General features: G+C 68.1%; 26 protein-coding genes and 1 pseudogene. 8 read left to right on the top strand and 19 right to left on the bottom strand.

Annotation, left to right across the window (positions count from 1 at the left end; translation table 11 throughout):
• Positions 1 to 11 precede the first annotated feature (11 nt).
• The 4 genes and pseudogenes from ACW18B_RS02060 to ACW18B_RS02045 form a co-directional block, all read right to left on the bottom strand.
• Positions 12 to 317 (bottom strand): winged helix-turn-helix domain-containing protein, encoded by a 306-nt coding sequence (locus tag ACW18B_RS02060; RefSeq protein ID WP_492049188.1) that lies wholly within the window; start codon positions 315 to 317, stop codon positions 12 to 14.
• A gap of 1 nt (position 318) precedes the next feature.
• Positions 319 to 873, bottom strand: a complete 555-nt coding sequence (locus ACW18B_RS02055; RefSeq protein WP_492049187.1) for a hypothetical protein — start codon at positions 871 to 873, stop codon at positions 319 to 321.
• A 742-nt stretch (positions 874 to 1,615) separates the two neighbouring features.
• Positions 1,616 to 1,917: pseudogene (locus ACW18B_RS02050) on the bottom strand (IS630 family transposase); the annotation flags it as partial.
• Between the two features lie 56 nt (positions 1,918 to 1,973).
• Positions 1,974 to 2,717, bottom strand: a complete 744-nt coding sequence (locus ACW18B_RS02045) for a DUF6065 family protein (protein ID WP_492049186.1) — start codon at positions 2,715 to 2,717, stop codon at positions 1,974 to 1,976.
• 100 nt (positions 2,718 to 2,817) lie between these two features.
• Here ACW18B_RS02045 and ACW18B_RS02040 point away from each other — a divergent pair, with 100 nt between their 5' ends.
• From ACW18B_RS02040 to ACW18B_RS02025, 4 genes are all read left to right on the top strand, one after another.
• A complete protein-coding gene (locus tag ACW18B_RS02040) occupies positions 2,818 to 3,324 on the top strand; it encodes a prolyl-tRNA synthetase associated domain-containing protein (RefSeq protein ID WP_492049185.1) in 507 nt (168 codons plus the stop codon).
• 79 nt (positions 3,325 to 3,403) lie between these two features.
• Complete coding sequence (locus tag ACW18B_RS02035; protein ID WP_492049184.1) at positions 3,404 to 4,312, top strand: tetratricopeptide repeat protein; 909 nt, start codon at positions 3,404 to 3,406, stop codon at positions 4,310 to 4,312.
• Positions 4,313 to 4,320: 8 nt separating this feature from the next.
• Positions 4,321 to 4,998 (top strand): LON peptidase substrate-binding domain-containing protein, encoded by a 678-nt coding sequence (locus ACW18B_RS02030; protein WP_492049183.1) that lies wholly within the window; start codon positions 4,321 to 4,323, stop codon positions 4,996 to 4,998.
• A 26-nt stretch (positions 4,999 to 5,024) separates the two neighbouring features.
• A complete protein-coding gene (locus tag ACW18B_RS02025) occupies positions 5,025 to 5,231 on the top strand; it encodes a Trm112 family protein (protein WP_492049182.1) in 207 nt (68 codons plus the stop codon).
• Positions 5,232 to 5,303: 72 nt separating this feature from the next.
• Here the strand turns inward: ACW18B_RS02025 and ACW18B_RS02020 are convergent, their stop codons facing one another.
• Both ACW18B_RS02020 and ACW18B_RS02015 read right to left on the bottom strand, forming a co-directional pair.
• A complete protein-coding gene (locus ACW18B_RS02020) occupies positions 5,304 to 5,930 on the bottom strand; it encodes a glutathione S-transferase family protein (protein ID WP_492049181.1) in 627 nt (208 codons plus the stop codon).
• 34 nt (positions 5,931 to 5,964) lie between these two features.
• A complete protein-coding gene (locus ACW18B_RS02015) occupies positions 5,965 to 7,215 on the bottom strand; it encodes a UbiH/UbiF/VisC/COQ6 family ubiquinone biosynthesis hydroxylase (protein ID WP_492049180.1) in 1,251 nt (416 codons plus the stop codon).
• Between the two features lie 241 nt (positions 7,216 to 7,456).
• On the opposite strand from ACW18B_RS02015, the gene rlmN reads away from it, so the two are divergent.
• The 3 genes from rlmN (at position 7,457) to ACW18B_RS02000 (ending at position 10,205) form a co-directional block, all read left to right on the top strand.
• On the top strand, positions 7,457 to 8,656 hold the full coding sequence (rlmN, locus tag ACW18B_RS02010; RefSeq protein WP_492049179.1) for a dual-specificity RNA methyltransferase RlmN: 1,200 nt from the start codon (positions 7,457 to 7,459) through the stop codon (positions 8,654 to 8,656).
• Between the two features lie 264 nt (positions 8,657 to 8,920).
• The gene (locus ACW18B_RS02005; RefSeq protein WP_492049178.1) at positions 8,921 to 9,349 is read left to right on the top strand and encodes a DUF350 domain-containing protein; all 429 of its coding nucleotides are present in this window, start codon (positions 8,921 to 8,923) and stop codon (positions 9,347 to 9,349) included.
• Between the two features lie 25 nt (positions 9,350 to 9,374).
• Positions 9,375 to 10,205, top strand: a complete 831-nt coding sequence (locus ACW18B_RS02000) for a S1 family peptidase (RefSeq protein WP_492049177.1) — start codon at positions 9,375 to 9,377, stop codon at positions 10,203 to 10,205.
• Between the two features lie 32 nt (positions 10,206 to 10,237).
• Here the strand turns inward: ACW18B_RS02000 and ACW18B_RS01995 are convergent, their stop codons facing one another.
• From ACW18B_RS01995 to ACW18B_RS01960, 8 genes are all read right to left on the bottom strand, one after another.
• Positions 10,238 to 11,938: an AmpG family muropeptide MFS transporter gene (locus ACW18B_RS01995; RefSeq protein WP_492049176.1), complete on the bottom strand. Its 1,701-nt coding sequence runs from the start codon at positions 11,936 to 11,938 to the stop codon at positions 10,238 to 10,240.
• A gap of 30 nt (positions 11,939 to 11,968) precedes the next feature.
• A complete protein-coding gene (locus tag ACW18B_RS01990) occupies positions 11,969 to 13,543 on the bottom strand; it encodes a response regulator (RefSeq protein WP_492049175.1) in 1,575 nt (524 codons plus the stop codon).
• Between the two features lie 1,096 nt (positions 13,544 to 14,639).
• Complete coding sequence (locus ACW18B_RS01985; protein WP_492049174.1) at positions 14,640 to 14,963, bottom strand: hypothetical protein; 324 nt, start codon at positions 14,961 to 14,963, stop codon at positions 14,640 to 14,642.
• Between the two features lie 311 nt (positions 14,964 to 15,274).
• Positions 15,275 to 16,828, bottom strand: coding sequence for a YifB family Mg chelatase-like AAA ATPase (locus ACW18B_RS01980; protein ID WP_492049173.1), 1,554 nt, complete (start codon positions 16,826 to 16,828; stop codon positions 15,275 to 15,277).
• Positions 16,829 to 16,936: 108 nt separating this feature from the next.
• Positions 16,937 to 17,887 carry a glutathione synthase gene (gshB, locus tag ACW18B_RS01975; RefSeq protein ID WP_492049172.1) on the bottom strand — a complete coding sequence of 317 codons (951 nt, stop codon included), beginning with the start codon at positions 17,885 to 17,887 and terminating at the stop codon, positions 16,937 to 16,939.
• A 126-nt stretch (positions 17,888 to 18,013) separates the two neighbouring features.
• The gene (locus ACW18B_RS01970; protein ID WP_492049171.1) at positions 18,014 to 18,304 is read right to left on the bottom strand and encodes a DUF1330 domain-containing protein; all 291 of its coding nucleotides are present in this window, start codon (positions 18,302 to 18,304) and stop codon (positions 18,014 to 18,016) included.
• 37 nt (positions 18,305 to 18,341) lie between these two features.
• A complete protein-coding gene (locus ACW18B_RS01965; RefSeq protein ID WP_492049170.1) occupies positions 18,342 to 18,779 on the bottom strand; it encodes a type II toxin-antitoxin system VapC family toxin in 438 nt (145 codons plus the stop codon).
• Entirely contained in the window at positions 18,779 to 19,033 is a 255-nt protein-coding gene (locus ACW18B_RS01960; RefSeq protein ID WP_492049169.1) for a type II toxin-antitoxin system Phd/YefM family antitoxin, read from the bottom strand. Before ACW18B_RS01960 ends, ACW18B_RS01965 begins: the two co-directional genes overlap by 1 nt.
• 226 nt (positions 19,034 to 19,259) lie before the next feature.
• Here ACW18B_RS01960 and ACW18B_RS01955 point away from each other — a divergent pair, with 226 nt between their 5' ends.
• Complete coding sequence (locus ACW18B_RS01955) at positions 19,260 to 20,420, top strand: SGNH/GDSL hydrolase family protein (RefSeq protein WP_492049168.1); 1,161 nt, start codon at positions 19,260 to 19,262, stop codon at positions 20,418 to 20,420.
• A gap of 21 nt (positions 20,421 to 20,441) precedes the next feature.
• On the opposite strand, the gene ACW18B_RS01950 is transcribed toward ACW18B_RS01955, so the two are convergent.
• The 5 genes from ACW18B_RS01950 to rdgB form a co-directional block, all read right to left on the bottom strand.
• Positions 20,442 to 21,257: a SirB1 family protein gene (locus ACW18B_RS01950; RefSeq protein WP_492049167.1), complete on the bottom strand. Its 816-nt coding sequence runs from the start codon at positions 21,255 to 21,257 to the stop codon at positions 20,442 to 20,444.
• Positions 21,257 to 21,631 carry a YraN family protein gene (locus ACW18B_RS01945; protein WP_492049166.1) on the bottom strand — a complete coding sequence of 125 codons (375 nt, stop codon included), beginning with the start codon at positions 21,629 to 21,631 and terminating at the stop codon, positions 21,257 to 21,259. The genes ACW18B_RS01950 and ACW18B_RS01945 overlap by 1 nt, the downstream gene beginning before the upstream one ends.
• Entirely contained in the window at positions 21,628 to 22,518 is an 891-nt protein-coding gene (rsmI, locus tag ACW18B_RS01940; protein WP_492049165.1) for a 16S rRNA (cytidine(1402)-2'-O)-methyltransferase, read from the bottom strand. Before rsmI ends, ACW18B_RS01945 begins: the two co-directional genes overlap by 4 nt.
• A gap of 54 nt (positions 22,519 to 22,572) precedes the next feature.
• Positions 22,573 to 23,730 (bottom strand): radical SAM family heme chaperone HemW, encoded by a 1,158-nt coding sequence (gene hemW, locus ACW18B_RS01935; protein ID WP_492049164.1) that lies wholly within the window; start codon positions 23,728 to 23,730, stop codon positions 22,573 to 22,575.
• A gap of 180 nt (positions 23,731 to 23,910) precedes the next feature.
• Positions 23,911 to 24,513: an RdgB/HAM1 family non-canonical purine NTP pyrophosphatase gene (gene rdgB, locus ACW18B_RS01930; protein WP_492049163.1), complete on the bottom strand. Its 603-nt coding sequence runs from the start codon at positions 24,511 to 24,513 to the stop codon at positions 23,911 to 23,913.
• Positions 24,514 to 24,534: the final 21 nt, after the last annotated feature.

Raw genomic sequence — 24,534 nt, 5'->3', positions numbered from 1 at the left:
AGGGTGAGGGCCTAGCCGCCGTCCACGCCCTCGATCACTTCGCGCAGATAGGCGACATGGCGCAGGAAGGCGCGTTTGCCGGCCTGGGACAGGGCGACCCGGGTGCGGGGGCGCTTGCCGACGAAATCCTTGAGGATCTCGACGAAGCCCGCCTTTTCCAGGGTCGCCAGGTGGCTGCCCAGATTGCCGTCGGTGGCCTGGGTGATCGTCTTGAGGCGCGCGAACTCCAAAGGCCCGGCGTCGCGCTCGCCGTGCAGGGCGGCCATGATCTTCAGCCGCAGGGGTTGATGGATCAGATCTTCGGACTGGGCGGCCATCCTAGGCGTCTTTCAGCCACAGACCGGCCAGGAACAGACCGCCGCCACCGAAGCCGGCCATCCAGAAGGTCAGCCACGGCTGGAAGAACAGGAAGCCGACCATGGTGGCGATCATCAGGGTCGCGCCAATCCAGAGGTAGCGCGGCATCTTCCACAGCCCCATGCCGACATAGATCAGTCCGGTCACAAGGCCCGGAAAAGCCAGGTAGGGCTCAACGGTCGAGGCCTGGAACAGGGCGAAGGTCGAGAAGAAGAAGATCAGGATCGCCGCCATGGCGACCAGCATCCGCCCGTTCATCGCCGCCGCACCGCCGCGTCCGGCGCCGCGGCTGAGGATCAGGCTGCCCACGATCCCCACAACGTCCAGCGCGATCCAGATGAGGCCCCAGCGTTCCTGTGGCAGGAAGCCCATGGCGACATAGCCGACCGCCCAGATCACGCCCCACATCATCAGGATGGGGCCGGCCACGCGGTAGCCGCGCAGCACCTGGCCGCGCTCGGTGGTCCGTTCAATGTCCGACAGCGCCGCCGCCGCCTCGTTGCGTGTCATGCCCATGAGGGGGCCCTCCGCTTGATCTCGACGAAAGCGCTCAGAGCGCTCTGAATCTCAGAGTTAAGGGGCGTGCTTTACTCTGTCAAGCAGAGTTCTCTGGCGACTTATGAGGCGGCAGGAATCTCGTGACGCGGGCCTGCAGGATCGCGACTAGTGGATTGATCCCAACGTTTGGCGCCCACGCGTAGCGGCGGCGATGATCTTGTCTGGACCGCCAAACCCGACGCCATTCTCGCCGCCGTCAAGCGCGGGGGGAAACGTTGGAGTCGATCCACTAGGGGCCCAGCGAAAAGCCCGCCATCCTCTCGAATGGCGGGCCTCGAAACAGCGAGCGCCAGCGATTTCAGGGGCACTCATAATAGACTGTGTAAACGGAGTTGTCGTAGTTGATGACATCCCCTTGATTGCGAATTCTGCCGTCACAATAGTAGCGGGTGGAGCCTACGCTCATGCTCCCGTAGTAATAGACGGTGTCCGCGTACCAGGGTGGGGCGGCGATGGCAGCTGAAGGCGCGGCTACTCCGGTAGCCGAACTTAGTACGATGGCTGCCATGACACCCAGTTTCCCGATAATATTCATGTTGCCTCCAAAGGGGACAGAAGCGCCCCAACCAGAGGTAATCACGCCCATCAAGATTAGACAACCTAGAGTCGTTAAGGCGGCGGGAATCTCCAACTGAACGGCCTACAAATTGGTCGGTCCGACGGCGCAATGGAAGTGTGACGGGCTAAGCGTCCTGTCGCTCTAGTGGATTGAATCCAACACTTGGTGCTCGCGAGCTGCGGCGGCGATGATTTTTGTCTGGGGCGGCGGTCCAGACGAATGGCTTTGGTTGCTGGTTGTGATCAACAACGAAGCGGTTGATGGCGGCCTGGAGATCGACGACGCCCTTGAAGGCGGCGCGTTTGAGGCGGCGTTTGGTGAGGATGGCGAAGAAGCCTTCGACGGCATTGAGCCAGCTGGCCGCAGATGAACTCCTGATGTCGATGGCGCCACATTCGGCGGCCGACGGCCTTGCCTTCCAGCACATCGAAGGCGGCGAAGACCTGCTCGGCCGTGGCGCTGCGCAGCCGGTTCTTGCCGCAGACGAACAGGACGCGCTTCACCCCAGTTTCGGGGCCTTCAGCCGGCGCTTGTTGACGTGGTGCGACGGGGCTTCGGCGGCGACTTCCTCGGGATATTCGCCCTTGAAGTAGAAGCGCTGCCAGGCCTCCTTGGTGGCCTCCGGGTCGCGCTTGAAGATCAGGCTGTTGAACTCGGTGCGCTTCTCGGCCCAGACGTCGTACTGGCGGCGCAGGTCGGTGTTGGAGTTCATCGAGCGGATCACCGGCTGGACATTGTCCATTGCCTTGTCCTGCACCAGCATGATGAAACAGAATGGCTCGCCCTTTTCGAAGCGCACCGTGCCGGGGCGGGTGAACAGCCAGTTCATCGTGAAGGGGAAGGGCAGCCAGTCGGTCTCGACCAGGCCGCTCAGGGGCTGGATGCCGTCCTTGATGTGGTTGGGCGGACCCATGGTCCAGGTCGACCAGCCGGGCGGGGTGCGGAACAGATAGCCGGTGTGGAAGGTGACGGTGCCGCGCGAGAAGTGCGACTTCACGAAGTCGCCGAAGCCCGGATAGGGATGGTCGGGCTGGAACTTGATGCAGTCCTGGTGCGCGCCGCCGTCCCAGGTCATCGAGAAGCCGACCGGGCACAGGATCTCCCAGCCCGAGGTGTTGGCCATCGACAGGGGCAGGCAGCGATACGGATGGCGGTCGGCGAAGTGATCCATCCACGCCCGCTGCGGGCGGCCCGGCACGATCTCGGGCGGACGGTTCTCGGTGGGGTAGCACTCCAGTTCCATGCCGTACTCGTCTCTTTCCTTGATCCCTGTCTCCTGCTTACCGCTCGCGGGGCGACGCCGTCCAGTTTCCCGAACGCCAAGCCTCGGCTAGGAAGCGACCATGAAGACCCGCGCCGACCTGTTCGCCTTTCTCGACGCCCACGGCGTCGCCCATTCCACTCTTGACCATCCGCCGGTGTTCCGGGTGGAGGAGGGGCTGGAGATCAAGGCGGCCATGCCCGGCGGCCACACCAAGAACCTGTTCCTGAAGGACGCCAAGGGTCAGTTGTGGCTGATCTCGGCCCTGGGCGAGACGGTGATTGATCTCAAGCGTCTGCATACGGTGATCGGCTCGGCCCGGCTGTCGTTCGGGCCCGAGGCGATGATGGTCGAGACCCTGGGCGTGACGCCGGGCTCGGTGACGGCGTTCGGCCTGATCAACGATGTCGAGCATCGCGTGCGGTTCGTGCTCGACGCGGCCCTGGCCAGGGCCGATCCGGTCAATTTCCATCCCTTGAGCAACACCGCCACCACGGCGGTGAGCCAGCAGGGCTTGCGGGCCTTCCTCGCCGCCCTGGGGATCACACCGATGATCGTCGATTTTGCGACGATGACGGTCGCTTCTTAGGCGAACCCGCGATTGCGGTTGTCGCCTCCAGGGACCATCTTGCCAGTCACCGCGTTAAGACCCGTATGAGAGACTTTCGATGAACCTGATCGGCGCAAAACCCGCTCCCGTGACCGCTGGCGGCAAAAGCGAACACATCAAGGACGGCACGGACGCCAGCTTCATGGCTGACGTGATCGAGGCCTCCAAGACCCAGCCGGTGATCGTCGACTTCTGGGCCACCTGGTGCGGCCCCTGCCGTACGCTGACCCCGGCGCTGGAAAAGGCGGTCACGGCCGCTGGCGGCGCGGTCAAGCTGGTCAAGATCGATGTCGACAAGAACCCCGGCTATTCGGGCCAGCTGCGCGTGCAGTCGATCCCCACCGTCTATGCCTTCGTCAACGGTCAGCCGGTCGACGGCTTCCAGGGCGCGGTGCCCGAGAGCGAGATCAAGGCCTTCATCGCCCGCATCTCCGGCCCGCCGGCCCAAAGCGACCTCGACGCCCTGCTGGCCCTGGCCCAGGACTCGCGGGACCTGGGCGACATCGGCGGCGCGGCCCAGGCGTATGCCCAGGCCCTGCAGATGGACCCGACCAACCTGAAGGCCATCGGCGGCATGGCCCGCTGCTATCTCGACAGCGGCGACCTGGAGCATGCGGCCGAAGTGGCGGACATGGCCCCGGCCAACGCCAAAGATCCCGACCTCGAAAGCGTGCGCGCCGCCCTGGCCCTGGCCGCCGACGCCCCGTCCGAGACCGCGCCCTTCGAGCAGCGCCTGGCCGCCGATCCCGAGGATCATGAGGCCCGGTTCGACCTGGCCAAGGCCCTGGCCGGGGCGGGTCAGTTTCAGGCGGCCGCCGATCATCTGCTGGCGATCATTGAGCGCGACCGAACCTGGAACGACGACGCGGCGCGCAAGCAGCTGCTGACCGTGTTCGAGGCGGCCGGCGCCATGTCGGACGTCGCCAAGACCGGCCGCAAACGACTATCGACCCTTCTTTTCAGCTAGGAGTCTCCATGTCGGCTGTCTTTCGAAAGCTGAGCGACCTGCCGCTGGTGATTCCGGTGTTCCCGCTGGACGGGGTGCTGCTGCTTCCGGGCGGCCAGCTGCCGCTGAACATCTTCGAGCCGCGCTATCTCAACATGTTCGACGACGCCATGTCGGGCGAGCGGATCATCGGCATGATCCAGACCCGGGGCCAGGACGCCCATGACCAGGATGCGCATCACCCGACCCTGGCCCCGATCGGCTGCGCGGGCCGGGTGACCAGCTTCGCCGAGACCGGCGACGGCCGCTATCTGGTCACCCTGACCGGAGTGTGCCGGTTCCGGGTCGGGGCTGAGCTTTCAGTGATGTCGCCCTATCGTCAGGTTCGCGCCGATTTTTCCGCCTTCGAGGCCGATCTGCATGAGGAGTCCGAGCCGGATCCCTCGCCGAACGCCGCCGCCACCCTTCTGGCCGCCCTGCGCCGTTATCTTGACCACCGGGGCCTGGCCATCGACTGGACCAGCGCCGAAACCGCCCCCTCGGACGCCCTGATCAACAGCCTGTCCATGGCCCTGCCGTTCGAGCCGATGGAAAAGCAGGCCCTGCTGGAGGCCCCCACCATGGCCGACCGGCGCGAAACCCTGGTGGCCCTGCTCGAGATCGACGCCGCGGTCGGCGACGATGACGAGCCGCCCTCTATCCAGTAGAGCCCGCCGACGTTACAGAAGCTGCCATGACCGCCACACCCACGCCGCCGCCCGTCGACATTGATCCGCGTCTTCTGGAGGTGCTGGTCTGTCCGGTCACCCGCGCGCCGCTCGACTATAACCGCGCCCGCGGCGAGCTGGTCAGCCGCGCGGCCAAGCTGGCCTATCCGATCCGCGACGGCGTGCCGATCATGCTGCCGGAAGAGGCCCGCGCGCTGGACGACGGCGAATAGGGCGGCGCAGAAGCCGACGTGTCGTTTGAGGCCTGACCCCAGCCGTCGGTCTCCTGCGGAGGCAGGCGGGGATTAGGGGGCCACCCCTTCGTGCGAACGCTCCAGGGCGCGCTTGTAGGCGTCGCGGCCGGTGGTGCGGGCGAGGTAGGCCTGTTCGGCGTCGCCGAGGATGACGCCGCAGGTCCGCTGACCCAGGGTCAGAGCGTAGGTCACCGAGATGTCGGCGGCTGTGAAAGCCTCGCCGGCGAGGTAAGGCGAACGCGCAAGCTGTCGGCTGACCAGCTTGAGCCGCTTCTGGAACGCCTTCAGACACCAGGTCGCGCCCCAGTTCTCCCGCTCGGCCTCGGGCGCGATGAAGCGGCTGACAATGACGGGCATCATCAGGGTCGCCAGGCCGGCTTCGCCCAGGTGCAGAAACTGCTGATAGGCGGGAAAGGTCGGATCGTGCGGCGCGGGCGCCAGCGGCGTCGGCCCGTAGCGGGCCATCAGGTACTCCATGATCGCGATCGACTCGACCATGGCGACGTCGCCGTCCTGGATCGCCGGGATGTAGTCGGCGGGATTGACCGCCAGGAACTGAGGGTCCTGCTCGGCGGCCAGCATGTCCACCTGCCGCACACGGTAGGGAAGGCCCATCTCCTCGAGCACCCAGACGACACGGATCGATCGCGAAGTCTGTCCGCCCCAAACGGTGATCATGCGCCGGTCTCTTCCCTGTGAGGCTGCCCAGCCTTCAGATCGCCTGACCGCGCAGCAGCCGGGGCAGGTCGCCGACCGCGCCGCCGGCCTCGTGCATGAAGAACCGCCGGGCCGGGGCGATGCGGTTGACCGCCGCCAGGCCGATCCCCCGCACCGCGCGCAGGATGGGATTGTCGTTGGAGAACAAGCGCACGAAGCCGTCAAAGGCCAGGGCGTTGGTCACGGTGTCGAACCGCCGCCAGCGGGCATAGCGTTCCAGCACGACGTCGCTGCCGATGTCCTCGCCGCCGCGCATCGCCTCGACCAGCACTTCGGCCAGGGCCGCCGCGTCCTTCAGGCCCAGATTCAGGCCCTGTCCGGCGATCGGGTGCACGCCGTGGGCCGCGTCGCCGATCAGGGCCAGGCGCGGGGCGACCATGCGCTCGGCCAGGGACAGCGACAGCGGATAGACGAAGATCGGCCCGACGATCTCGACATCGCCCAGGAACTCGCCGAACCGCCGCATCAGGTGGGCGTGGAAGGCCTCGGGCCGCGCGCCGCGCAGGGCCTCGGCGCGGACGGTGCTTTCGGTCCAGACCAGGCTGGCGCGGTTGCCGGTCAGGGGCAGGATGGCGAACGGGCCGCTGGGCAGGAAATATTCGTGGGCCACGCCCTCGTGCGGTCGCTGCATCTTGACGGTGGCCACGACGCCGCTCTGGCCATAGCCCCAGCCGATATCGCCGATCCCGGCCGCCTTGCGCAGGACCGAGCCGCGGCCTTCGGCGCTGACCGCCAGGGGCGCTGTCAGCACCCGGCCGTCGGCCAGGGTCATTCGCGCGCCGCCGGCGTCGACCTCGAGGCCTCTGGCGGCCATCGGCGCGATCACCGGAAGGGCCTTGTCGGTCACCGCCTGGGAGAGGGCGGCTCGGATCTGGCGGTTCTCGATCAGATAGCCCAGGGGCTCGCCGTCCGAGCGGTCGGCGATCTCGCTGGAGTCGAAACGCAAAAAGGCCGGCGAAGCGCCGCGCGCGGCGGCGCCGGGCGTGCGGCCGTCGGTGACCAGGATCTGCTCGATGCGCTGGGCGTGGGGCTCCAGCGCCTCGCCCGCGCCGATCGTGCGCCACTGGCGAAAGCTGGAATAGGCGATGGCCGAGGAGCGCCCGTCAAAGGTCGGGGCCAGCTGGGCGTCGAAGGGCTGGGGATCCAGCAGCAGCGGCCTCAGGCCGCCCGAGGCCAGGGCAAGCGCCAGGGTGGACCCGGCCATGCCGGCTCCGGCGATGATCACATCGGCGTCGTGCGAGCGCATGGGTCGGATATGGGCCTGTGGGGTGAGGGTGTCTAGTGGAAGTGTGGCGACCACTTGCCCCCTCCTGGCTGCTGCGCAGCCGTCCTCCCCCGGAGGGGGAAGACGGGATCATCTTCCCCCTCCGGGGGAGGAGCGCCGAAGGCGCGGAGGGGGCGAGTCCATGAGCGTTTTTGGAAAAACCCCCGCCAAGTGCTATATGCCGCCCTTGACCCAGCAAATCCTCCCGACCCCGGACCGCCCCTTGAGCGTCACCCTTGATCTGTCGCGCGTCTCCGGCGCAGCGCCTGCTCCCAAGCCGCTGATCAACCTGTCGGGCCTGACCCGGCCGCAGATGATCGCCGCCCTGACCGAGTCGGGCGTCGCCGAGCACGGCAAGGCCAAGATGCGGGCCACCCAGGTGTTCCGCTGGATCCACCATCGCGGCGTCACCGATTTCGCCATGATGACGGACGTGGCCAAGGAAACCCGCGCCCGTTTGGCCGAGGTGTTCACGATCGCCCGCCCGGAAATCGTCGAGCGTCAGGTCTCCAAGGACGGCACCCGCAAGTGGCTGATCCGCATGGCCCCCGGCATCGAGGTCGAGGCGGTCTATATCCCGTCCGTTGGACGCGCGGGGGCCCTGTGCGTCTCCAGCCAGGTGGGTTGCACGCTGAACTGCAGCTTCTGCCACACCGGCACCCAGGCCCTGGTGCGCAACCTGACCGCCGCCGAGATCGTGGCCCAGGTTCAGGTGGCCAAGGACGACCTGGCCGAATGGCCGTCCGACAAGGACGACCGCCTGCTCAGCAACATCGTGTTCATGGGCATGGGCGAGCCGCTCTACAATATGGGCTCGGTGGCCGACGCCATCGAGATCATCAGCGACAATGAAGGCATCGCCATCTCGCGTCGCCGCATCACCGTCTCGACCTCGGGCGTCGTGCCGCAGCTCCAGGCCCTGGGCGAGAAGACCCAGGCGATGCTGGCCATCAGCCTGCACGCCACCCACGACGCCCTGCGCGACGTGCTGGTGCCGCTGAACAAGAAATATCCGCTGGACCAGCTGATGGCGGGCGTCCGCGCCTATCCGGGCGTCAGCAATGCGCGCCGGGTGACGTTCGAATACGTCATGCTCAAGGGGATCAATGACAGCCCTGACGAGGCCCGCGCCCTGGTCAAGCTGATCAAGGGCATCCCGGCCAAGGTCAATCTGATCCCGTTCAATCCCTGGCCGGGCAGCGACTATCAGTGCTCCGACTGGGCGACGATCGAGGCCTTCGGCGCGATCCTCAACAAGGCCGGCTATTCCTCGCCGATCCGCACGCCACGCGGCCGCGACATCCTCGCCGCCTGCGGCCAGCTGAAGAGCGAGAGCGAAAAGGTCCGCGCCAGCGCCCTGCGCCAGCTGTCGATGGCGGCGATGGCTGGGGTGCTGGATGACGAGGACGACGAGGCGGCGTGAGGAGGCGGCTCGTCCTGTTTGGTCCGTTGGGCTTAGGCCCGCCATGTGGCGCGGCGAAGACGGTAGGCGGTTCGAACCGTGCGTCCTTCGAGGCCCGCTACGCGGGCGCCTCAGGATGAGGGATTCAAAACCGTCCTCATCCTGAGGTGCGAGCCGAAGGCGAGCCTCGAAGGACGCATGGCGCTGGCCGCCAAGCCCCCACTACGCAAGCCCTACAAACCCGTGTTAGTGATCGGACCTCCGTTCCAAGGATGTCTCGCGTTCATGCCGTCCCAGCTTCAGTCGCCCGAAGTCCAGGCCTTCGCCACGGGCTTCCCCGTCACCCTGCTGCATGCCGGGGTGACCCTGTTCATGCTGATCGTCGGCACGGCGCTCTACGCCATGCTGACCCCGCACCGCGAGATCAAGCTGATCCGCGAGGGCAATTCGGCCGCCGCCCTGTCGCTGGGCGGGGTGATGGTGGGGCTGGCCATTCCGCTGGCGGTGTCGCTGATGGCCTCGACCTCGGTGATCGAGATCGTCATCTGGGGCGCGGCCACCATCGCCGTGCAGCTCCTGGTCTTCCGCATCACCGACATGGTGCTGCAGGGCCTGCCCGAGCGCATCCATGAGGGCGAGGTGGCCGCCGCCGCCCTGCTGGTGGGCGCCAAGATCGCCACCGCCCTGATCCTCGCCGCCGCCGTGGCGGGCTGATCGGCCAGGACGAGGGCCCGGGCGCGTGAATTTCCCCAAGCTTCCCGACTGGCTGGTCTATGGCGCCGCCGTCAGCGCCCTGCTGATCGTTGCGGTCGGCCGCCAGGAGCGCTCGGACGCCCCGGCCCCGCCGCCGCCGATCCCCGGCGAGGAAGGCCTGCCGCTGGGGCCGGCCTCGCCGTTTGATCCGTCCATCGTCGTCCAGGTGCCCTCCACGCCCGAGCCCGGCTCGGGCACCGCCTTTTCGGTGGGCGATGACGGCGTCTGGCTGACCGCCCGCCATGTGGTGGACGGCTGCAAGTCGGCCGCCATCGTCGTCGCCGACGGTCGCGGCGTCGCGGCCAGGATCACCATCGACCCCCGCGCCGACGCCGCCATCCTGACCACCGAGGGCGGCGCGCCGGCCGTGCCGCTGGGTCTCAGCGAACCCCTGCGTCGCGGGGCCCGCGCCTATCACCCCGGTTTCCCCCAGGGCCATCCCGGCGAGGCCGCCTCGCGCCTTCTGGGCCGCGAGAACCTGGTCGTCCATGGTCGCGGCGCGCGCACCGAACCGGTGCTGGTCTGGGCCGAGGTGGGGCGAACCGACACGCTGAAGGGCACCCTGGCGGGGCTGTCGGGCGCGCCGGCCCTGGACAGCGCGGGTCGGGTGATCGGCGTCACCGTGGCCGAGAGTCCGCGGCGCGGTCGCATCTACACCACGGCTCCCGAGACCTTGAAAACCCTGCTGGGCCCGCGTCGCCGCTCGGGCGCCGACAGCGCCATGGGCGAGGCGATCACCACCGAGAACTATGGCCGCGTCGCCGACGGCCTGCGCCGCGACCTGCGCGTGGCCCAGGTGGTGTGCCTGGGGGTTTGATCGCAACATCCTCCCCCTTCAGGGGAGGACTTTCAGCCCGCCACGGCTTCCGCCGCCTTCCGGTCGATATCCCCCTGCTTCGCCGCCACCATGAACGACAGCACGATCGCCACCACGCCGATCACGGCGGTGTAGAGGAAGAAGGCCGTATAGCCCGCCGCCATGGCCGGGGCGCTGACCCCCAGCTTGGCGCCGGCGGCGGTGAAGCTTTCCGGCGGCAGGCGGGTGAACAGGCCCTTCAGGGCGCCGATCGGCCCGCCCTTCTCGGCGGCGATCGCCGAGGCCTCGACGATGCGTCCCGACTGCGAGGCGATCAGCTTGCCGGGCAGGGCGTACAGCGACGAGAACAGCGCATATTGCGTGGCCGTGAAGCCCGCCGTGGTCAGGCTGGACATGTAGGCGATCAGGGCCGTGCCGGCGACGCCCCCGGCCAGGTTGTCGATACAGATCGCCCAGAACAGCACCGGCACATTGTGGCCGCTCATGGCCAGCCAGGCGAAGAACAGGTTGCTGATCGGCTGGGCGAAGGCGCCGATCACCAGGGCCTTCATCAGACCCAGCCGCGCCACGATCACCCCGCCCATGAACACCCCGATCATCGAGGCGATGATGCCGAACACCTTGCGGATCTCGGCGATCTCGGTGAGCGTGAAGCCCATGTCGCGATAGAACGGGTTCATGATGTTGAGCACGAAGTCCGACACCCGGTAGACGCAGATGGCCGCCAGGATCAGGCCGGCCACGCCCTTGAACCGCTTGGTGAAATCGATCAGGGGTTCGCCGAACGCCGCCGACATGTAGACGCCGGGCTTGGTGCGCACTCTGGGGATCGGCCAGGCCGCCACCACCACGATCGCCAGGCCTGCCAGCACGCCCAGCAATTGCAGCCAGACGCTGTTGGGCTTGGCCTTCCAGGCCTCGGCCAGGGCCTCGCCGCCGACCAGCTTCGAGAGCAGGGACGCATCGCCCGACAGGCCCGAGCCCAGGGCCAGGGCGCCGATGACCAGGATGCCCAGACGCAGGATCCATTCCAGGATCTCAAGGCTGCGGGGCTGATTGACGCCGTCCGTCGGGATTGGCCGGACAATGTGCTCGACCTCACGCGGGGCGCACAGGGTGGCCAGGACGCCGACGCCGACCACAAAGCCCATGACGGCGTAGGAGAAGTTCCAGCCGAACCGCTCGGCCAGCAGCAGCGGACCGGCCCCGGCCGCGATCATCGCAACCCGGTAGCCCCACTGATAGGCCACCACCATTGGGCCCTGTTCTTCCTTGTCGGCGATTTCGATCCGCCAGGCGTCGATCACGACGTCATGCGACGCCGTCGCGAAGCCCACGGCGACGGCGGCGGCGGCGAGGGCTGCGAGTTGGGAGGCCGGATTGAGGGTCGAAATGGTCCAGAGGCCCAGGATCATGGCGGTCTGGAAGACCAGGATCCAGGCTCGCCTGTGGCCCAGAAGCCGATGCAGCACCGGCACCTTGGTGCGGTCGATCAGCGGCGCCCACAGGAACTTGAACGAGAAGGACAGGGTGGCCAGGCTGAAAAAGCCGATCACCGCCAGGGACAGGCCTGCATCGCGCAGCCACAGCGACAGGGTGTCGAAGATCAGCATGAAGGGCAGGCCCGAGGCGAACCCCAGGCCCAGCATCACCAGGCTGCGGCGCTCGCCGAAGAAGGCCAGGGTCTGCAGAAGGGTCTTCTTCTGCGGCGCTTTGGCGGGCTGGTCAGTCATGCGGCGTCCCCAGACGGGGAAGGCCCCGTATCAGCCGGCGACCTTGGCGCGCGTCGCGGGTTTCGTCCAGCCGGCGGGGCGGCCCTGGGGGCGGGTTGCGCCGCTGGTCCAGCGGGTCAGGACGTCGCGCAGGGCGGCGTGGGTCAGGGGCTTGACCAGGAAGTCGTCCATGCCGGCCGCCAGGCAGGCGCGGCGGTCCTCGTCGAAGGCGTCGGCGGTCAGGGCCACGATCGGGGCGGTGATCCCCTGGGCGCGCAGGGCCCGGGTGGCGTCGGCGCCGTTCAGGCCCGGCATGCGCAGGTCCATCAGGATCAGGTCATAGCTGTTGCTGGACAGGGCCGCGACGGCCTGGTCGCCGCCGGCCACGCGATCGACCTTGCAGCCTTCGCGCTCCAGCAGGGTGCGGGCCAGCAGGGCGTTGATCGGATTGTCCTCGGCCAGCAGAACCCGCACGCCCGGCGCGGCGGCCACGGCGATGCGGTCGTCCTCGGCATGGCGCTCGGCGGCGGGGGTGGCGGGGCTCTGGCCCTCTGGAAGCCGATCGCCGGCCTGCAGCACCTGGGCGACGATCGAGGCGGCGCGCAGGGGCTTGATCAGATAGCCGCTGAACCCGGCCGCCTTCAGCCGGTCGATACGATCGCGCTGCTCAGGAGTCAGCAGCACCACGGCGCGGCGATCCGCCGGAGGTTTCAGGGCGCCGCGCGGTCCGGACAGGGCGGCGTCGATCAGCAGCACGGCGTCGGCCGGGGCGGCGGCGAGGGCCGTGGCCATGTCGACGGCGACGATGGCCCGACCGCCGGCCGCCTCGATCTGGCGGGCGGTGGCGACGCGGACGATGCGGTTGGGCGAGGCCACGGCCACGACGCGGCCGGCCAGGGGCAGGTCGCGGGCCGGCCCGGGGACGGCTTCGAACGGGGCCTCGAACCAGAAGTCGGCGCCCTGGCCGACCTCGCCGCCGACCCCGGCCTCGCCGTCCATGGCGCGGGCCAGGCGGGTGACGATGGCCAGGCCCAGCCCCGCTCCGCCCAGTTGGGTGCGGTGGCTGGCGTCGGTCTGGACGAAGGCCTCGAAGATCTTGGCGCGGGCCTCTGGCGCGACGCCGGGCCCGGTGTCGGCCACCGAGAAGCGCACCCGGCCTTCGGGGGTCACGCCGGCGGTCAGCAGCACGCCGCCGATTTCGGTGAACTTGATGGCGTTGCCGGCATAGTTCAGCAGCACCTGCCGCAGGCGGCCCTCGTCGGCCAGGACGGTCGGCAGGCCCGGCGACACGGCCCAGGCGATCTCGACGCCCTTCTCATGGGCCCGGGGGCTCATCAGTTCGGCCACCTGACGCAGCAGGCCCTCGATATCCACCGGGGCCGGGGTCAGGTCGATCGCCGTGGCCCCCAGCCTGGCGAAGTCCAGCACGTCATTGACCAGCGACAGCAGGTGGTCGCCGCTTTCGCGCAAGGCAGTGACATAGGAGCGTTGCTCGGCCGTCAGCCGCGTGCCCTCCAGCAGCCGCGCCATGCCCAGCACGCCATTGAGCGGCGTGCGGAATTCATGGCTCAGGGTGGCCAGTTGCTCGGGCGTGACGCCGGCGGATGCGCGGGGGGCGGTGCTCATGGGCGGGGAGCCTAGCGGTTGCGGCTTAACGGCCGGTCAAAAGGGGACAAGTGTCCGCGACCTCACGCGGAAACCCGCTGAAGGGATGGGAAGGGCTGCGGAGCGTCCGGGCCTCGCCCGGATGTGAGTTTGAAAATTACCGTTTCGACGAAGACGAACGCTCCGCGCAGCCGTTATTCGGGAGCATCGCCGGGATTGGCGGGGTTTTAACCCGCTCCGGTAGCTAGGCCCCCGACGGGTGGAGGGGTTAGCGACCCCGTCCAGACCGCATGGGCGATTTCAGCCCATGCCTGTTGCGCTCTTCGAACCTTGGCCGCCTGGGTTTTCGTCCCGATGTTTCAGGGAACCCGTCCAGATCTGTCGCCAAGGCGGTCACTCAAGACCCCCGATGAGCGCTCCCCGCTCGACCACCCCCGCCAGCCGCAACGGTCGCCGTACGTGCGCCCTTCCCGTGCTGTCAGGTGAGATTGATTATGCAGGCGGTTTGAACGCGGGGGATAAGTTCGCGCGAGAAAGTTGTAAGGCGTTGAAATCGCGGAGCTGCGCCTCGCCATTACCGGGGATAGAGGGGCGTTTATCCCCGTGCTCGGCTCAAGAAAGCGCGGGATGACGGCGGTATTGGAATGGGCGCCCGGCCCCGCCTCCGCACCGGAGGGAGCCATCCTTACATCTCACGGCGAGACGATCGCCGGTCTGGACAGGTTGCTCAAGGCATGCCCTCGGGCCGGCGAAGCCGGTCCCTGACCAACCTGTCCAGACCGGCACGCTGCAGCCTCCAAGAGATGTAAGGCTTGGCGCGACGCTGGAGCGTCGGCTTTCGGGAAGGAAGCCAAGGCGTGCTTTCGACCCTGGGCGGCTGTCAACGCCGTGCGTCCTTCGAGGCCCGCTGCGCGGGCGCCTCAGGATGAGGCGTTTTTTGGCGACTGAATTCCTCATCCTGAGGTGCGAGGCGTAGCCGAGCCTCGAAGGACGCAGTGTGGCGCCCGCTTCCCACCCCGAACAGACCTTCGTCGCGTCCGCTGTCCAGCGCGGCGCCAAGGTCCGGTTTCAGGGGCGGGCGTCATTTCCGCCCCCGACCCTGAGCAGACACAGAACGTTACTCGGCTGAGGCGTTGTAGTAGTCCACGTTTCGTATGGCCAGCGCGCCGCGCACGCCATTTAGCATCATCAATAGGAGCACCATTCTTACGCTGACGGCCGTGATAGACTGAACTGAGTTCAGCTCTGGAAAATAAAACATCAGATCAAATGCTACCGTAGCTGCGGCTGCACTTCCCCAAATCAACCCTTCGCCGCGCAATAGTCGGGTGCCGGCCACTGCCAACACAATCGGAATCAAACTGGCGCCAACGAAATATGCGGCGGCGCGGGCAATGCCTTTTGGTTCAACGATTAGAGTAGAGATGGTGCCAATAGTCATCCGTACGGCCTGTATCAAACAGGCAGCGCCTCCCCATTTGGATGCGCGATAGGCGCTTGCTCGCGTCGCCAAGCCTGCTGTCCATTTTCCCATTGTACGTTGAACTCTCTCCGCCCGTAGCGGACATGCACGAAAGAGCGGATGGCAGCAATCCACCCCCGAACAGAAGGTCGGAAGGTCTGCTCACGGGGCCTCAGGTCGAGGCGCGCGGGGTCGCCTTGGCCGCAGCAGAGTGCAAAGCCGAGCGCCAAGGGTGACCGAAGAGCCTTGATCGCCGCCCGCGCCTCTATGGCGCCGAGATCATCGCGTCCTCAAAACGCCGCTCCGCCAAACGCGGCGACCCCCTGCGCCTCGCCCGGCGCGGCCGAGCGGCGGTGGGCCAGGGCTTCGGCGACGTGGAGGCGGCGGACGCTGTCGGCGCGTTCCAGATCGGCGATGGTGCGGGCCAGGCGCAGCACGCGGGTCCAGCCCCGGGCGCTGATCTGGCCGGCCTCGGCGGCGCGGGCCAGCAGGGACCGGCCCGCCTCGTCGAGGCCGGCGATCTTTTCCAGGAAGGCGCCCTCGGCCCGGCCGTTCAAAGTCTCGAGGCTGTCCAGGGCCTCGGCGCGGTCGATCTGCCGCTGGCGGGCCTGGGCCACCCGGGCGGCGACCTCGATGGAGCCCTCGGCGGGCGGGGGCAGGGCCAGGTCGGCGGCGGTGACGGCGGGCATGTCGACCGACAGGTCGATGCGGTCCATCAGCGGGCCCGAGACCCGGCCCTGATAGTCGCGCTGGCAGCGCGGGGCCTTGCCGCAATAGCCGCGTCCGGCGCCGCCGTGACCGCAGCGGCAGGGGTTCATGGCGGCGACCAGTTGCACCTTGGCCGGATAGCGCACATGGGCGTTGGCCCGGGCCACCATCACCTCGCCGGTTTCCAGCGGCGCGCGCAGGGAATCCAGAGCCTGGACGCCGAATTCGGGGAGTTCATCCAAAAAGAGCACGCCGTTGTGGGCCAGCGACACCTCGCCCGGCTTGGCCTTGTGACCGCCGCCGGTCAGGGCGGCCATGCTGGCCGAGTGGTGCGGGGCGCGAAAAGGCCGGGCTCTGGTCAGCGCGCCCCGCGCGATCAGTCCGGCCACCGAATGGACCATCGAGGTCTGCAAAAGCTCGGTCGCGGTGAGGGGTGGGAGAAGTCCCGGCAGGCGCTGGGCCAGCATCGACTTGCCGGATCCCGGAGGGCCGACGAAAATCAGGTTGTGACCGCCGGCGGCGGCGATCTCCAGGGCCCGCTTGGCGTGCTCCTGGCCCTTGACGTCGCGCAGGTCCCTGGACCGTTCGCCCTCGATCACCGGGCCGGGGGCGGGGGCGCTGAGCACCTGACTGCCCCGGAAGTGGTTGATCAGCGCCACCAGCGAGCGCGGGGCCAGGATCCGCGTGCCGCCGGCCCAGGCCGCCTCGGGCCCGCTGGCCTCGGGACAGATCAGGCCCAGGTCCAGGGCCCCGGCGGCCATGGCGGCGGGCAGGGCTCCGGCGGCGGGGACGATGCGGCCGTCCAGGGACAGCTCGCCCATCGCCGCCCAGCCGTCCAGGGCGTCCAGCGGGATCACCCCGATCGCCGCCATCACCGCCAGGGCGATGGGCAAATCGAAGTGCGTGCCCTCCTTGGGCATGTCGGCCGGGGCCAGGTTGGCGACGATGCGCTTGCCGGGCAGGGACAAACCCAGGCCGGCGAAGGCCCCGCGCACCCGCTCGCGGCTCTCGGCCACCGCCTTGTCGGCCAGGCCGACAATGACGAACACCTGCTGGCCGGTGGTCAGCTGCACCTCGACATCGACGCGCCGCGCCTCGACGCCCTCGAACGCCACGGTGACGACCTTCGCGGCCATACCCGCCTCATGGATCGGTTGGACTTATCCACACACGAACCATGAGGCGAAGGGCGTAGCAAGAACGAAAAACGAACGTTTCAGGAATTCAGCGGTCTAGCGGACCGGTCAGTGTCCGGCGCGGATCGCTTCGATACGATCCCACAGCACGGCCGAAGCGTCGGCGCCGCCGAATGTCTTCAGTTGCTGGGCGCCGGTGGGCGAGGTGACATTGATCTCGGTCAGGTACTCGCCGATCACGTCGATGCCGACGAACAGCAGGCCGCGCCGCTTCAGTTCCGGGGCGATGATCTTGCACAGCTCCAGATCGCGGGCGGTCAGCTCCACGGCCTCGGCCCGGCCGCCGACGCGGAGATTGGAGCGCACCTGGCCCTTGGCCGGCACGCGGTTGATCGCGCCCACCGGCTCGCCGTCGACCAGCAGCACGCGCTTGTCGCCCTTGCTGACGGCCGGCACGAATTTCTGAGCGATCACCTGCTCGCGGCCGATCATGGCGTGCAGTTCCAAGAGGGCGTCCAGATTGGGGTCATCGGCCAGCAGCCGCGCCACGCCCGAACCGCCGCCGCCGTACAGCGGCTTGAGCACGATGTCGCCATGCCGGGCGCGGAAGTCGTAGATCGCCTCGTGGTCTGACGTAATCAGGGTCGGCGGCTGCACGCCGGGAAAATCGGTGACGAACAGCTTCTCGGGCGCATTGCGCACCTCGGCCGGATTGTTGACCACCAGGGTGTGGGGGTGGACCTTTTCCAGGAAGTGGGTGGCGGTGATATAGGCCATGTCGAACGGCGGATCCTGACGCATCAGCACCACGTCGACGTCATCCTTCATGTCGAGCAGCTGGACCTCGCCCAGGGTCGCGTGCGCGCCCTTCGTGGCCGTCAGCACCAGGGACTGGGCGCGGGCGAACACCCGGCCGTCCTCCATCGACAGCCTGTCGGGCGTATAGACCCACAGTTTGTGGCCCCGGGTCTGGGCTTCCATCATCATCTGGAAGGTGGTGTCGGTGTCGATATTGATCCCCTGGACGGGATCCATCTGGACGGCGACTCTCAACGACATGGACGACTCCGGGTCAGCTTGGCGGCGGCGGAAGACGTCCCGCGCCGCGAGAGACTAGTTAGGGCGGCGGGGGCGGGAATGCGAGGGGCTTTGGCGCGGCAGGCGATCGGGCTCGCCCGTTCAGCCTCAGGCGCAGCCGTCGACCAGGACCAGTTTGCTGTCGGTCGTCCTGTGTCTCAGGGCGAACAGGGTCTGGGCGTCGGGGTCTTCCAGAAAGGCCGTGGCGGCCTGGCGGGAGGGAAATTCGAGAATGACCATCCGCTCGGGCGCCCAGTCCCCTTCCATGACGGTGGGCTCGCTGCCTTGGACGATATATTTGCCGCCATGCTTTTCGATGAAGGCGGGGATTTGCGACACATAGGGCAGGAAGCCGGGGAGGTCGCGAATGGCGAAGTCGAGCACCAGATAGGCTTTCATCGTCTCTTCCGGGCTGGGGGCAGCATGGCGGATGTCGTCATCCGCTGCCGATTTCGGCGGCGGTCCAGGGGTTGAGAAGCGCTACGCCGGTCGCGACGAAGTCCGCCGTGTTGCGGGTGGCCACGGTCATGCCATGCACGAGCGCCGTCGCCGCAATTAGGGCGTCGCGATCGGCTCTCGGATCCGGAACGTGCAGGCCCGCGCAGCGCCGCGCCACGGCGGCGTCGATTGACAGAACGCGGTCCTTGAATTCGACCAACACCTGCTCATCGAGCCAGGCTCGAAGCGCCGCGCCCTGCTTGGTGTCTCGGCGCTCCATCAGCAACACGCCCGTCTCGAGCTCCAGGACGGTGATCGCCGAGATGTACAGCGTCGAGGCGTCCACCTGATCGGCCCAGCCCACCACCCGCGCGTCGGCTCCGCCATGGCGGGATTTGCGCAGTTCGGAGATGACGTTGGTGTCGAGGACGAACATCAGCCGAGATCAACGGGCCGGCCGACGATATTGGCGCGCGGCGCCTCGAACACCACGACCTCATCGCCGGTCATGCCGAGCGCATCGACGATGCCGCGCTGGGCGCCGGTCAGTCGCCTGTAGTCCTCGATGCTGAGCAGGACGTGACGCGGCTGACCCCGGTCGGTGATGAACACCGGGCCGTTGTTCGCAGCCTTCTTGGCGCCGCTGGCGTCCTGGTTGAACGCTCGGCTCGACAGGGTCGTGATCGGCATGGAGTCCATCCGGAAAGTTGTAGAAACGTTACTACAAAGTGGCGTTTGGATCAAGGCGCGGCGCGCCATGGCTCCGGCCGCTCCCCGCCTCGGTTCACCCGCAATCGCGCCCAACCTCGATCCGCAAGCATCGCGCCGCTGGCGGCTTAAAAGCACACAGTCGCCTCTAGAAAGCCTTGCGCGTGCCCCCGCCATATGCTCGTCTAGGTTGCCAAAAGGGTGCGCGATGAAACGAGTGTTGGCAAGTCTATGTTGGCTGCTGCTCTTGGTCGCCGCGACAAGGACACTTGCCGCGACAGTCATCGTCGACCCGATGAACCGGAACGTCACCGCCGGGATGCGGGCCCTGCCCGTCCGCGTGGTCGGTCGCGTCCAGATCACGCCGCTACCCGCGCCTCTACCCGCTGGGGCGAGCGCCTATGTGCATGAATGGCCGGGCGTCTATTTCGAGACCGCCTGGGCCAGTGATCGCCTCGTGCTCAAGTTCGATGACGGCTGGCACGAGTACCGGTTGACGATCGATGACGAGGCGCCAATTTCGCTCGTCCGGCCTGGAAAGGCGGAGGTCGTTGTAAGCGACTTGGGGCCGGGACCTCATCGCGCCCGGCTGGAGAAGGTTTCAGAGAGCTTCAAGGTGCGCGGGACGTTTTTGGGGTTCTACGCCGCCGGAAAGACTGTTCCGCAGCCCGTCGCCAAGGCCCGGCAGATCGAGTTCATCGGCCCGTCCGGCATGACCGGCTTCGGCAATCGCTCGCCCAAGCCAGACTGCACGTTCGAGGAGCTTCACGCGACCACCGATACTCAGCAGGCCTATACCGTGCTGGTCGCAAAGCATTTCGGCGCCGACTATCAGGTCAACGCCAGCTCGGGGCGCGGCCTGATCCGCAACGTCAAGGACGCGCGGGCCGAGCGTACGCTTACCGAGCTGTACCCGTTCATTTTCTCGGATCCAGCCGCGCCTTACGAAGATTCGAAATGGCGGCCGCAGATCATCGAGATCCAGCCGTTCGCGGACTTTGCCGCCGGCGATGTCGAACCTGGTGAGCGTTGGAAGACCCTGGAAAACTTGATGCGGGAGTGGACAGATGCCTTTGTCCAACTCGCCGTCGAGCTTCACCGTCGATCGCCTGAGGCAACGATTTTAGTCGCCTGGCCTGAGGATGCAGACAGTTCACCCGAATACCGTCCAGCCGCTGCGCGGATGAAATCGGACATCGTCGCTGCGGCCCAGCATGAAGGGATCAGGATCATGTTTCCGTCGTTCTACCGAGGGCCTCTGGAAAGAACCGGTTGCGGCCATCACGGCAGCCTGAAGGACAATCAGGCCCTGGCCCAATACATGATCGACTACATAGAAGTCCGGCCGGAGCTTTGGTACGGCCGCTGACCCAGCCCCCCCCGGGGGACCTCAGTTCAGCCTCAACCGCACCCGCTCCCGCGCCGCGCGGGCCGCGATCGCGGCGCCGCCGTCGAGGATTTGGGCCCGTGTCAGGGCCTGCAAAGCCCCGGCCAGGGCGCCCTGGCCTTCGCGGGCGGCGGCGACGTCGATCCAGGGGCGGTGGTCGGACGGATTGAGCAGGGCCCGCCGCAGGGCCGAGCGTTCGGCGCGGGGCCAGTCGCGGGCCTGCTGGGCGCGGGCGAAGATGTTGTTCTGCAGGCGGATCAGCACGGCGCGGTCCGGGATCGGCGCCATCAGCCGGTCCAGCTTGTCGGCGACGTCGGGCGTCAGGCCGGTGCGCAGGGCTCGCCGCGACAGTTCCGATGGCAGGACGACGCGCCCTTCGCTGAACGGATCGAGCGCCAGAGGCCCTTCCTCGGTCTCGATGCGCAGCAGGAAGTGGCCGGGAAAGTCGACCCCGTGCAGGGCCAGGCCGGCCTGACGGGCGGCGTGCAGATAGAAGACCCCCAGGGCCACCGGCAGGCCCTTGCGCCGCTGCGCGATGGCGATGATGTCGGCATTGTCGGGGTGGTCATAGGTGATCACGTCGCCGGTCAGGTGAAGGTCGCCGGCCAGGGCCTCGGCCACGGCCTCTTCGGGCGATTCGGTGCGGATGCGGTCGATCAGGCGTTCGGCCGCCTGGCGCCCCAGGGCGATGGCCGGTTCGGGGTCGCGGTCAGGGTCGTCATGGACGGCGCAGGCGATCGCCGCCTCGAACAGCGAGAAGCCCTCATCAGGCCCCTGGCCGAGCCGGGTGAGGATCGCCTCGGCCTCGTCGCGGGTCATCACGCCTCCGTCCAGGCGTCGCGCAGATGGCGCGGTCGGCGGCCTGGGGCCAAGGCTATAAGGTCCAGGCGCACCGTTGCGTTCCGCAGGCCGCCGCGATGGGCGACAATATGGGCGGCGGCGCGGCGCAGGCGGGCCCGCTGCTCGGCGGTCACCGCGTCCAGGGCGTCGTCGAGTTTGGCGCGTTGCTTGACCTCGACCACGGCCAGGATGTCGCCGCGCTGGGCCAGCAGGTCGATCTCGCCCAACGGAGTGGGAAGGCGAAAGCCCAGAATGCGATAGCCCTTCAACATCAGCCAGGCGGCGGCCAGCACCTCGGCGCGTCGGCCAGTCAGCCGCGCCTTGGCGCCGCGGACCTGGCGGACGGCGGTCACCCCTCGCTGTCCTGAGCGGCGGACTCCTTGAGGGCCAGGGCCTGACGATAGAGATCGCGGCGCGGCAGGCCCAGGGCCTTGGCGACCTCGGAGGCGGCCTCGCCCAGCGGCAGGCGGGCCATGGCCTCGCGCAGGGCGCTCTCGGCGTCGCCGGCCTGGACGGGGCGCTCCGTGCCCGGACCCACCAGGATGACGATCTCGCCCTTGGGGCTGTCGAAGCGCGGATCGGCGGCCAGCACGTCCAGGGTCCCGCGCGTGCAGGTCTCATAAAGCTTGGTCAGTTCGCGGGCCACGGCGGCGTCTCGGGGACCAAACACGGCGGCCATGTCGGCCAGGCTGTCGGCGACGCGCGAGGCGCCTTCATAGAAGATCAGGGTGGCGCGCACCGGGGCCAGCTCTTCGAAGAAGGTCCTGCGGGCGGCGCTCTTGGGCGGCGGAAAGCCGGCGAACAGGAAGCGGTCGGTGGGCAGGCCGCCCAGGGTCAGGGCCGCCAGGGCCGCCGAGGCGCCGGGGATGGGGAAGACCTGATGGCCGGCGGCGATGGCCTCGCGGGCCAGGCGAAAGCCGGGGTCTGAGACCATCGGCGTGCCGGCGTCGGACACCATGGCCACGCGCTCGCCGGCCGCCAGCCGCTCCAGGATCCTGGGCGTCACCCGGTCGGCGACGTGTTCGTCATAGCGCTCCAGACGCTTGGAAATCTGGTAGGCGGCCAACAGCTTGCCCGACACCCGGGTATCCTCGGCCAGCAGCACGTCGCAGGCGTTCAGCACGTCCAGGGCCCGCAGGGTGATGTCGCGCAGATTGCCGATCGGCGTCGCCACCAGATAGAGGCCCGGCGCCAGCGGAGCGTCCGACAGCGTCGGCGGGGCGATGATCGTACGGCTCACACGGATAATCCTGGCCGCGCCGGGGGACGCATTACTGTTTCGACGCACAGCCTATCAGGTTGCGAGTGTTCCTGTCAGCCGGTCCAGCACCAGCCGTCCTGCGCGGGTGGCGCGCAGCCGTAAAGGGTCATCGACCAGCAGGCCCAGCTCGACATGGCGACGCACCTTGGCGGCGTTGGGCGTCAGGCCCAGAATAGACACCTCCGGAAAGGCCACGCCCTCGTCGATCCGCAAGCCCAGCAGCACCCGCTCCTCGGCCGCCTCGGCCGCCGACAGCGCCTCGCGCTCAAAGCCGACGCCGGTGTCGCGCACGGCGGCGACATAGTCGGCGATCCTGCGATGGGCGGTGGTCGCGATCCGCTCTTCAGACCGGGATGGGGGCAGGCTCAGGCGGCCATGGGCGCCGGGCCCGACGCCGACATAGTCGTGGCCGCGCCAGTAAACGAGATTGTGCCGCGAGCGCGCCGCCGGGCCCCGGGCGTGGTTGGAGACCTCATAGGCGTCGAAACCGGCGGCCTCCAGAACCTGCTGCGTGGTCTCGAACAGCTCGTGAGCCAGGTCCTCATCGGGCACGACCAGCTTGCCGCGCCCCACCGCCCGGTCAAAGGCGGTGCCGGCCTCGATGGTCAGCTGGTAGGGCGAGACATGTTCGGGGCCCATCGCCAGGGCTTCGTTGAGTTCGGCGCGCCAGGCGTCGGCGGTCTGGCCCGGGCGGGCATAGATCAGGTCGATCGACAGGCGCGGAAAGGTCTTGGCCGCCACGCGGATCGCCCGCCGGGCCGAGCCCGCATCGTGGTTGCGGCCCAGCAGGGCCAGGGCCTCGTCGTGCAGCGACTGCACGCCCAGCGACAGGCGCTGCACGCCCGCCGCCGCCAGCGGCTCGAAGCGGCCGGTCTCGGCGTCGGTGGGATTGGCCTCCAGGCTGATCTCCAGATCGTCGGCCGCCGTCCACAAGCTTCTGGCGGTCTCGATCACGCGGGCGACCTGGGCCGGATCCATCAGCGACGGGGTGCCGCCGCCGAAAAAGATCGACAGCAGGGCGCGCGGTCCGGTCAGGGCGCGCTGGGCGACCAGGTCGGCGACGATGGCGTCGGCCAGATCGGCCTGCTCGGCGGTTCTGCCCCGGTCGCGCACGACGTTGAAGTCGCAATAGGGACAGATGCGCGCGCAATAGGGCCAGTGGACATAGACGCCGAGCGGGGGCGGGGTCATGCCAAGCCCCACAGCCGTTCTATAAAATCCCGCCTTCCTGGGCCTTGTGCCCAGGACCCATATGTCCGCGCGCGCCGCGTTTTCCCCCGCGCGCCCATCCTCGCCGCGCGCGCTGGATCGCCGGGAGCCTGGCGGCGACCCTGGGTCCTCGCCACAAGGGCGAGGAAGGCGGGATTTGAATCACTCAAACAGCGCCGCCTTCAGCTTGTCGAACGCCCGGGCGCGGTGGCTCATGGCGTCCTTGGCGGCCGGCTCCATCTCGCCGAAGGTCAGGTCATGGCCGTCGGGGACGAAGATCGGGTCATAGCCGAAGCCGCGGGTTCCGCGCGGCGGGAAGGTCAGGGTCCCGTGAACCTCGCCCTGCACCACCACGGCCGGACCGTTCGGCCAGGCCACGGCCAGGGCCGAGGTGAACCAGGCGGCGCGGTTGTCCGAGCCGGTTTCCTCAAGCCTCTCTTCGACCTTGGCCATGGCCAAGGCGAAATCCTTGCCCGGTCCAGCCCAGCGGGCCGAATAGACACCCGGCGCGCCGTCCAGCGCCGCGACCGACAGGCCCGAATCGTCGGCCAGGGCGATCATCCCCGACAGGTCGGCGGCGTGGCGGGCTTTCAGCAGGGCGTTGCCGACAAAGGTGGTCTCGGTCTCGTCGGGTTCAGGCAGGCCCAGGGTCCCGGCGGCGACCAGCTCGAACCGGCCGTCGAGCAGGGCGGCGATCTCAGGGACCTTGCCAGGATTGTGCGTAGCCACGACAAGCTTAAGTCCAGGCTCCAGTCTCAACGCCATCGCGGCCTCCTCGGGAAATCA

This window comes from Caulobacter sp. FV2ps19, assembly GCF_058681035.1.
Note: the sequence above shows the minus strand (reverse complement) of the source record. Positions and strands in the feature narration are given on the sequence as shown.

Coding starts and splice junctions, on each gene's coding strand:
- ACW18B_RS02035 (WP_492049184.1), top strand. CDS start 3,404: ATGAACCTGATCGGCGCAAAACCCGCTCCCGTGACCGCTGGCGGCAAA.
- ACW18B_RS02025 (WP_492049182.1), top strand. CDS start 5,025: ATGACCGCCACACCCACGCCGCCGCCCGTCGACATTGATCCGCGTCTT.
- hemW (WP_492049164.1), bottom strand. CDS start 23,730: ATGACCCCGCCCCCGCTCGGCGTCTATGTCCACTGGCCCTATTGCGCG.
- ACW18B_RS01995 (WP_492049176.1), bottom strand. CDS start 11,938: ATGACTGACCAGCCCGCCAAAGCGCCGCAGAAGAAGACCCTTCTGCAG.
- ACW18B_RS02040 (WP_492049185.1), top strand. CDS start 2,818: ATGAAGACCCGCGCCGACCTGTTCGCCTTTCTCGACGCCCACGGCGTC.
- ACW18B_RS02020 (WP_492049181.1), bottom strand. CDS start 5,930: ATGATCACCGTTTGGGGCGGACAGACTTCGCGATCGATCCGTGTCGTC.
- ACW18B_RS01970 (WP_492049171.1), bottom strand. CDS start 18,304: ATGAAAGCCTATCTGGTGCTCGACTTCGCCATTCGCGACCTCCCCGGC.
- ACW18B_RS01955 (WP_492049168.1), top strand. CDS start 19,260: ATGAAACGAGTGTTGGCAAGTCTATGTTGGCTGCTGCTCTTGGTCGCC.
- ACW18B_RS02030 (WP_492049183.1), top strand. CDS start 4,321: ATGTCGGCTGTCTTTCGAAAGCTGAGCGACCTGCCGCTGGTGATTCCG.
- ACW18B_RS01960 (WP_492049169.1), bottom strand. CDS start 19,033: ATGCCGATCACGACCCTGTCGAGCCGAGCGTTCAACCAGGACGCCAGC.
- gshB (WP_492049172.1), bottom strand. CDS start 17,887: ATGTCGTTGAGAGTCGCCGTCCAGATGGATCCCGTCCAGGGGATCAAT.
- ACW18B_RS01990 (WP_492049175.1), bottom strand. CDS start 13,543: ATGAGCACCGCCCCCCGCGCATCCGCCGGCGTCACGCCCGAGCAACTG.
- ACW18B_RS02055 (WP_492049187.1), bottom strand. CDS start 873: ATGGGCATGACACGCAACGAGGCGGCGGCGGCGCTGTCGGACATTGAA.
- ACW18B_RS01985 (WP_492049174.1), bottom strand. CDS start 14,963: ATGACTATTGGCACCATCTCTACTCTAATCGTTGAACCAAAAGGCATT.
- ACW18B_RS01965 (WP_492049170.1), bottom strand. CDS start 18,779: ATGTTCGTCCTCGACACCAACGTCATCTCCGAACTGCGCAAATCCCGC.
- ACW18B_RS02005 (WP_492049178.1), top strand. CDS start 8,921: ATGCCGTCCCAGCTTCAGTCGCCCGAAGTCCAGGCCTTCGCCACGGGC.
- ACW18B_RS01950 (WP_492049167.1), bottom strand. CDS start 21,257: ATGACCCGCGACGAGGCCGAGGCGATCCTCACCCGGCTCGGCCAGGGG.
- rdgB (WP_492049163.1), bottom strand. CDS start 24,513: ATGGCGTTGAGACTGGAGCCTGGACTTAAGCTTGTCGTGGCTACGCAC.
- ACW18B_RS01980 (WP_492049173.1), bottom strand. CDS start 16,828: ATGGCCGCGAAGGTCGTCACCGTGGCGTTCGAGGGCGTCGAGGCGCGG.
- ACW18B_RS02015 (WP_492049180.1), bottom strand. CDS start 7,215: ATGCGCTCGCACGACGCCGATGTGATCATCGCCGGAGCCGGCATGGCC.
- ACW18B_RS02060 (WP_492049188.1), bottom strand. CDS start 317: ATGGCCGCCCAGTCCGAAGATCTGATCCATCAACCCCTGCGGCTGAAG.
- ACW18B_RS02045 (WP_492049186.1), bottom strand. CDS start 2,717: ATGGAACTGGAGTGCTACCCCACCGAGAACCGTCCGCCCGAGATCGTG.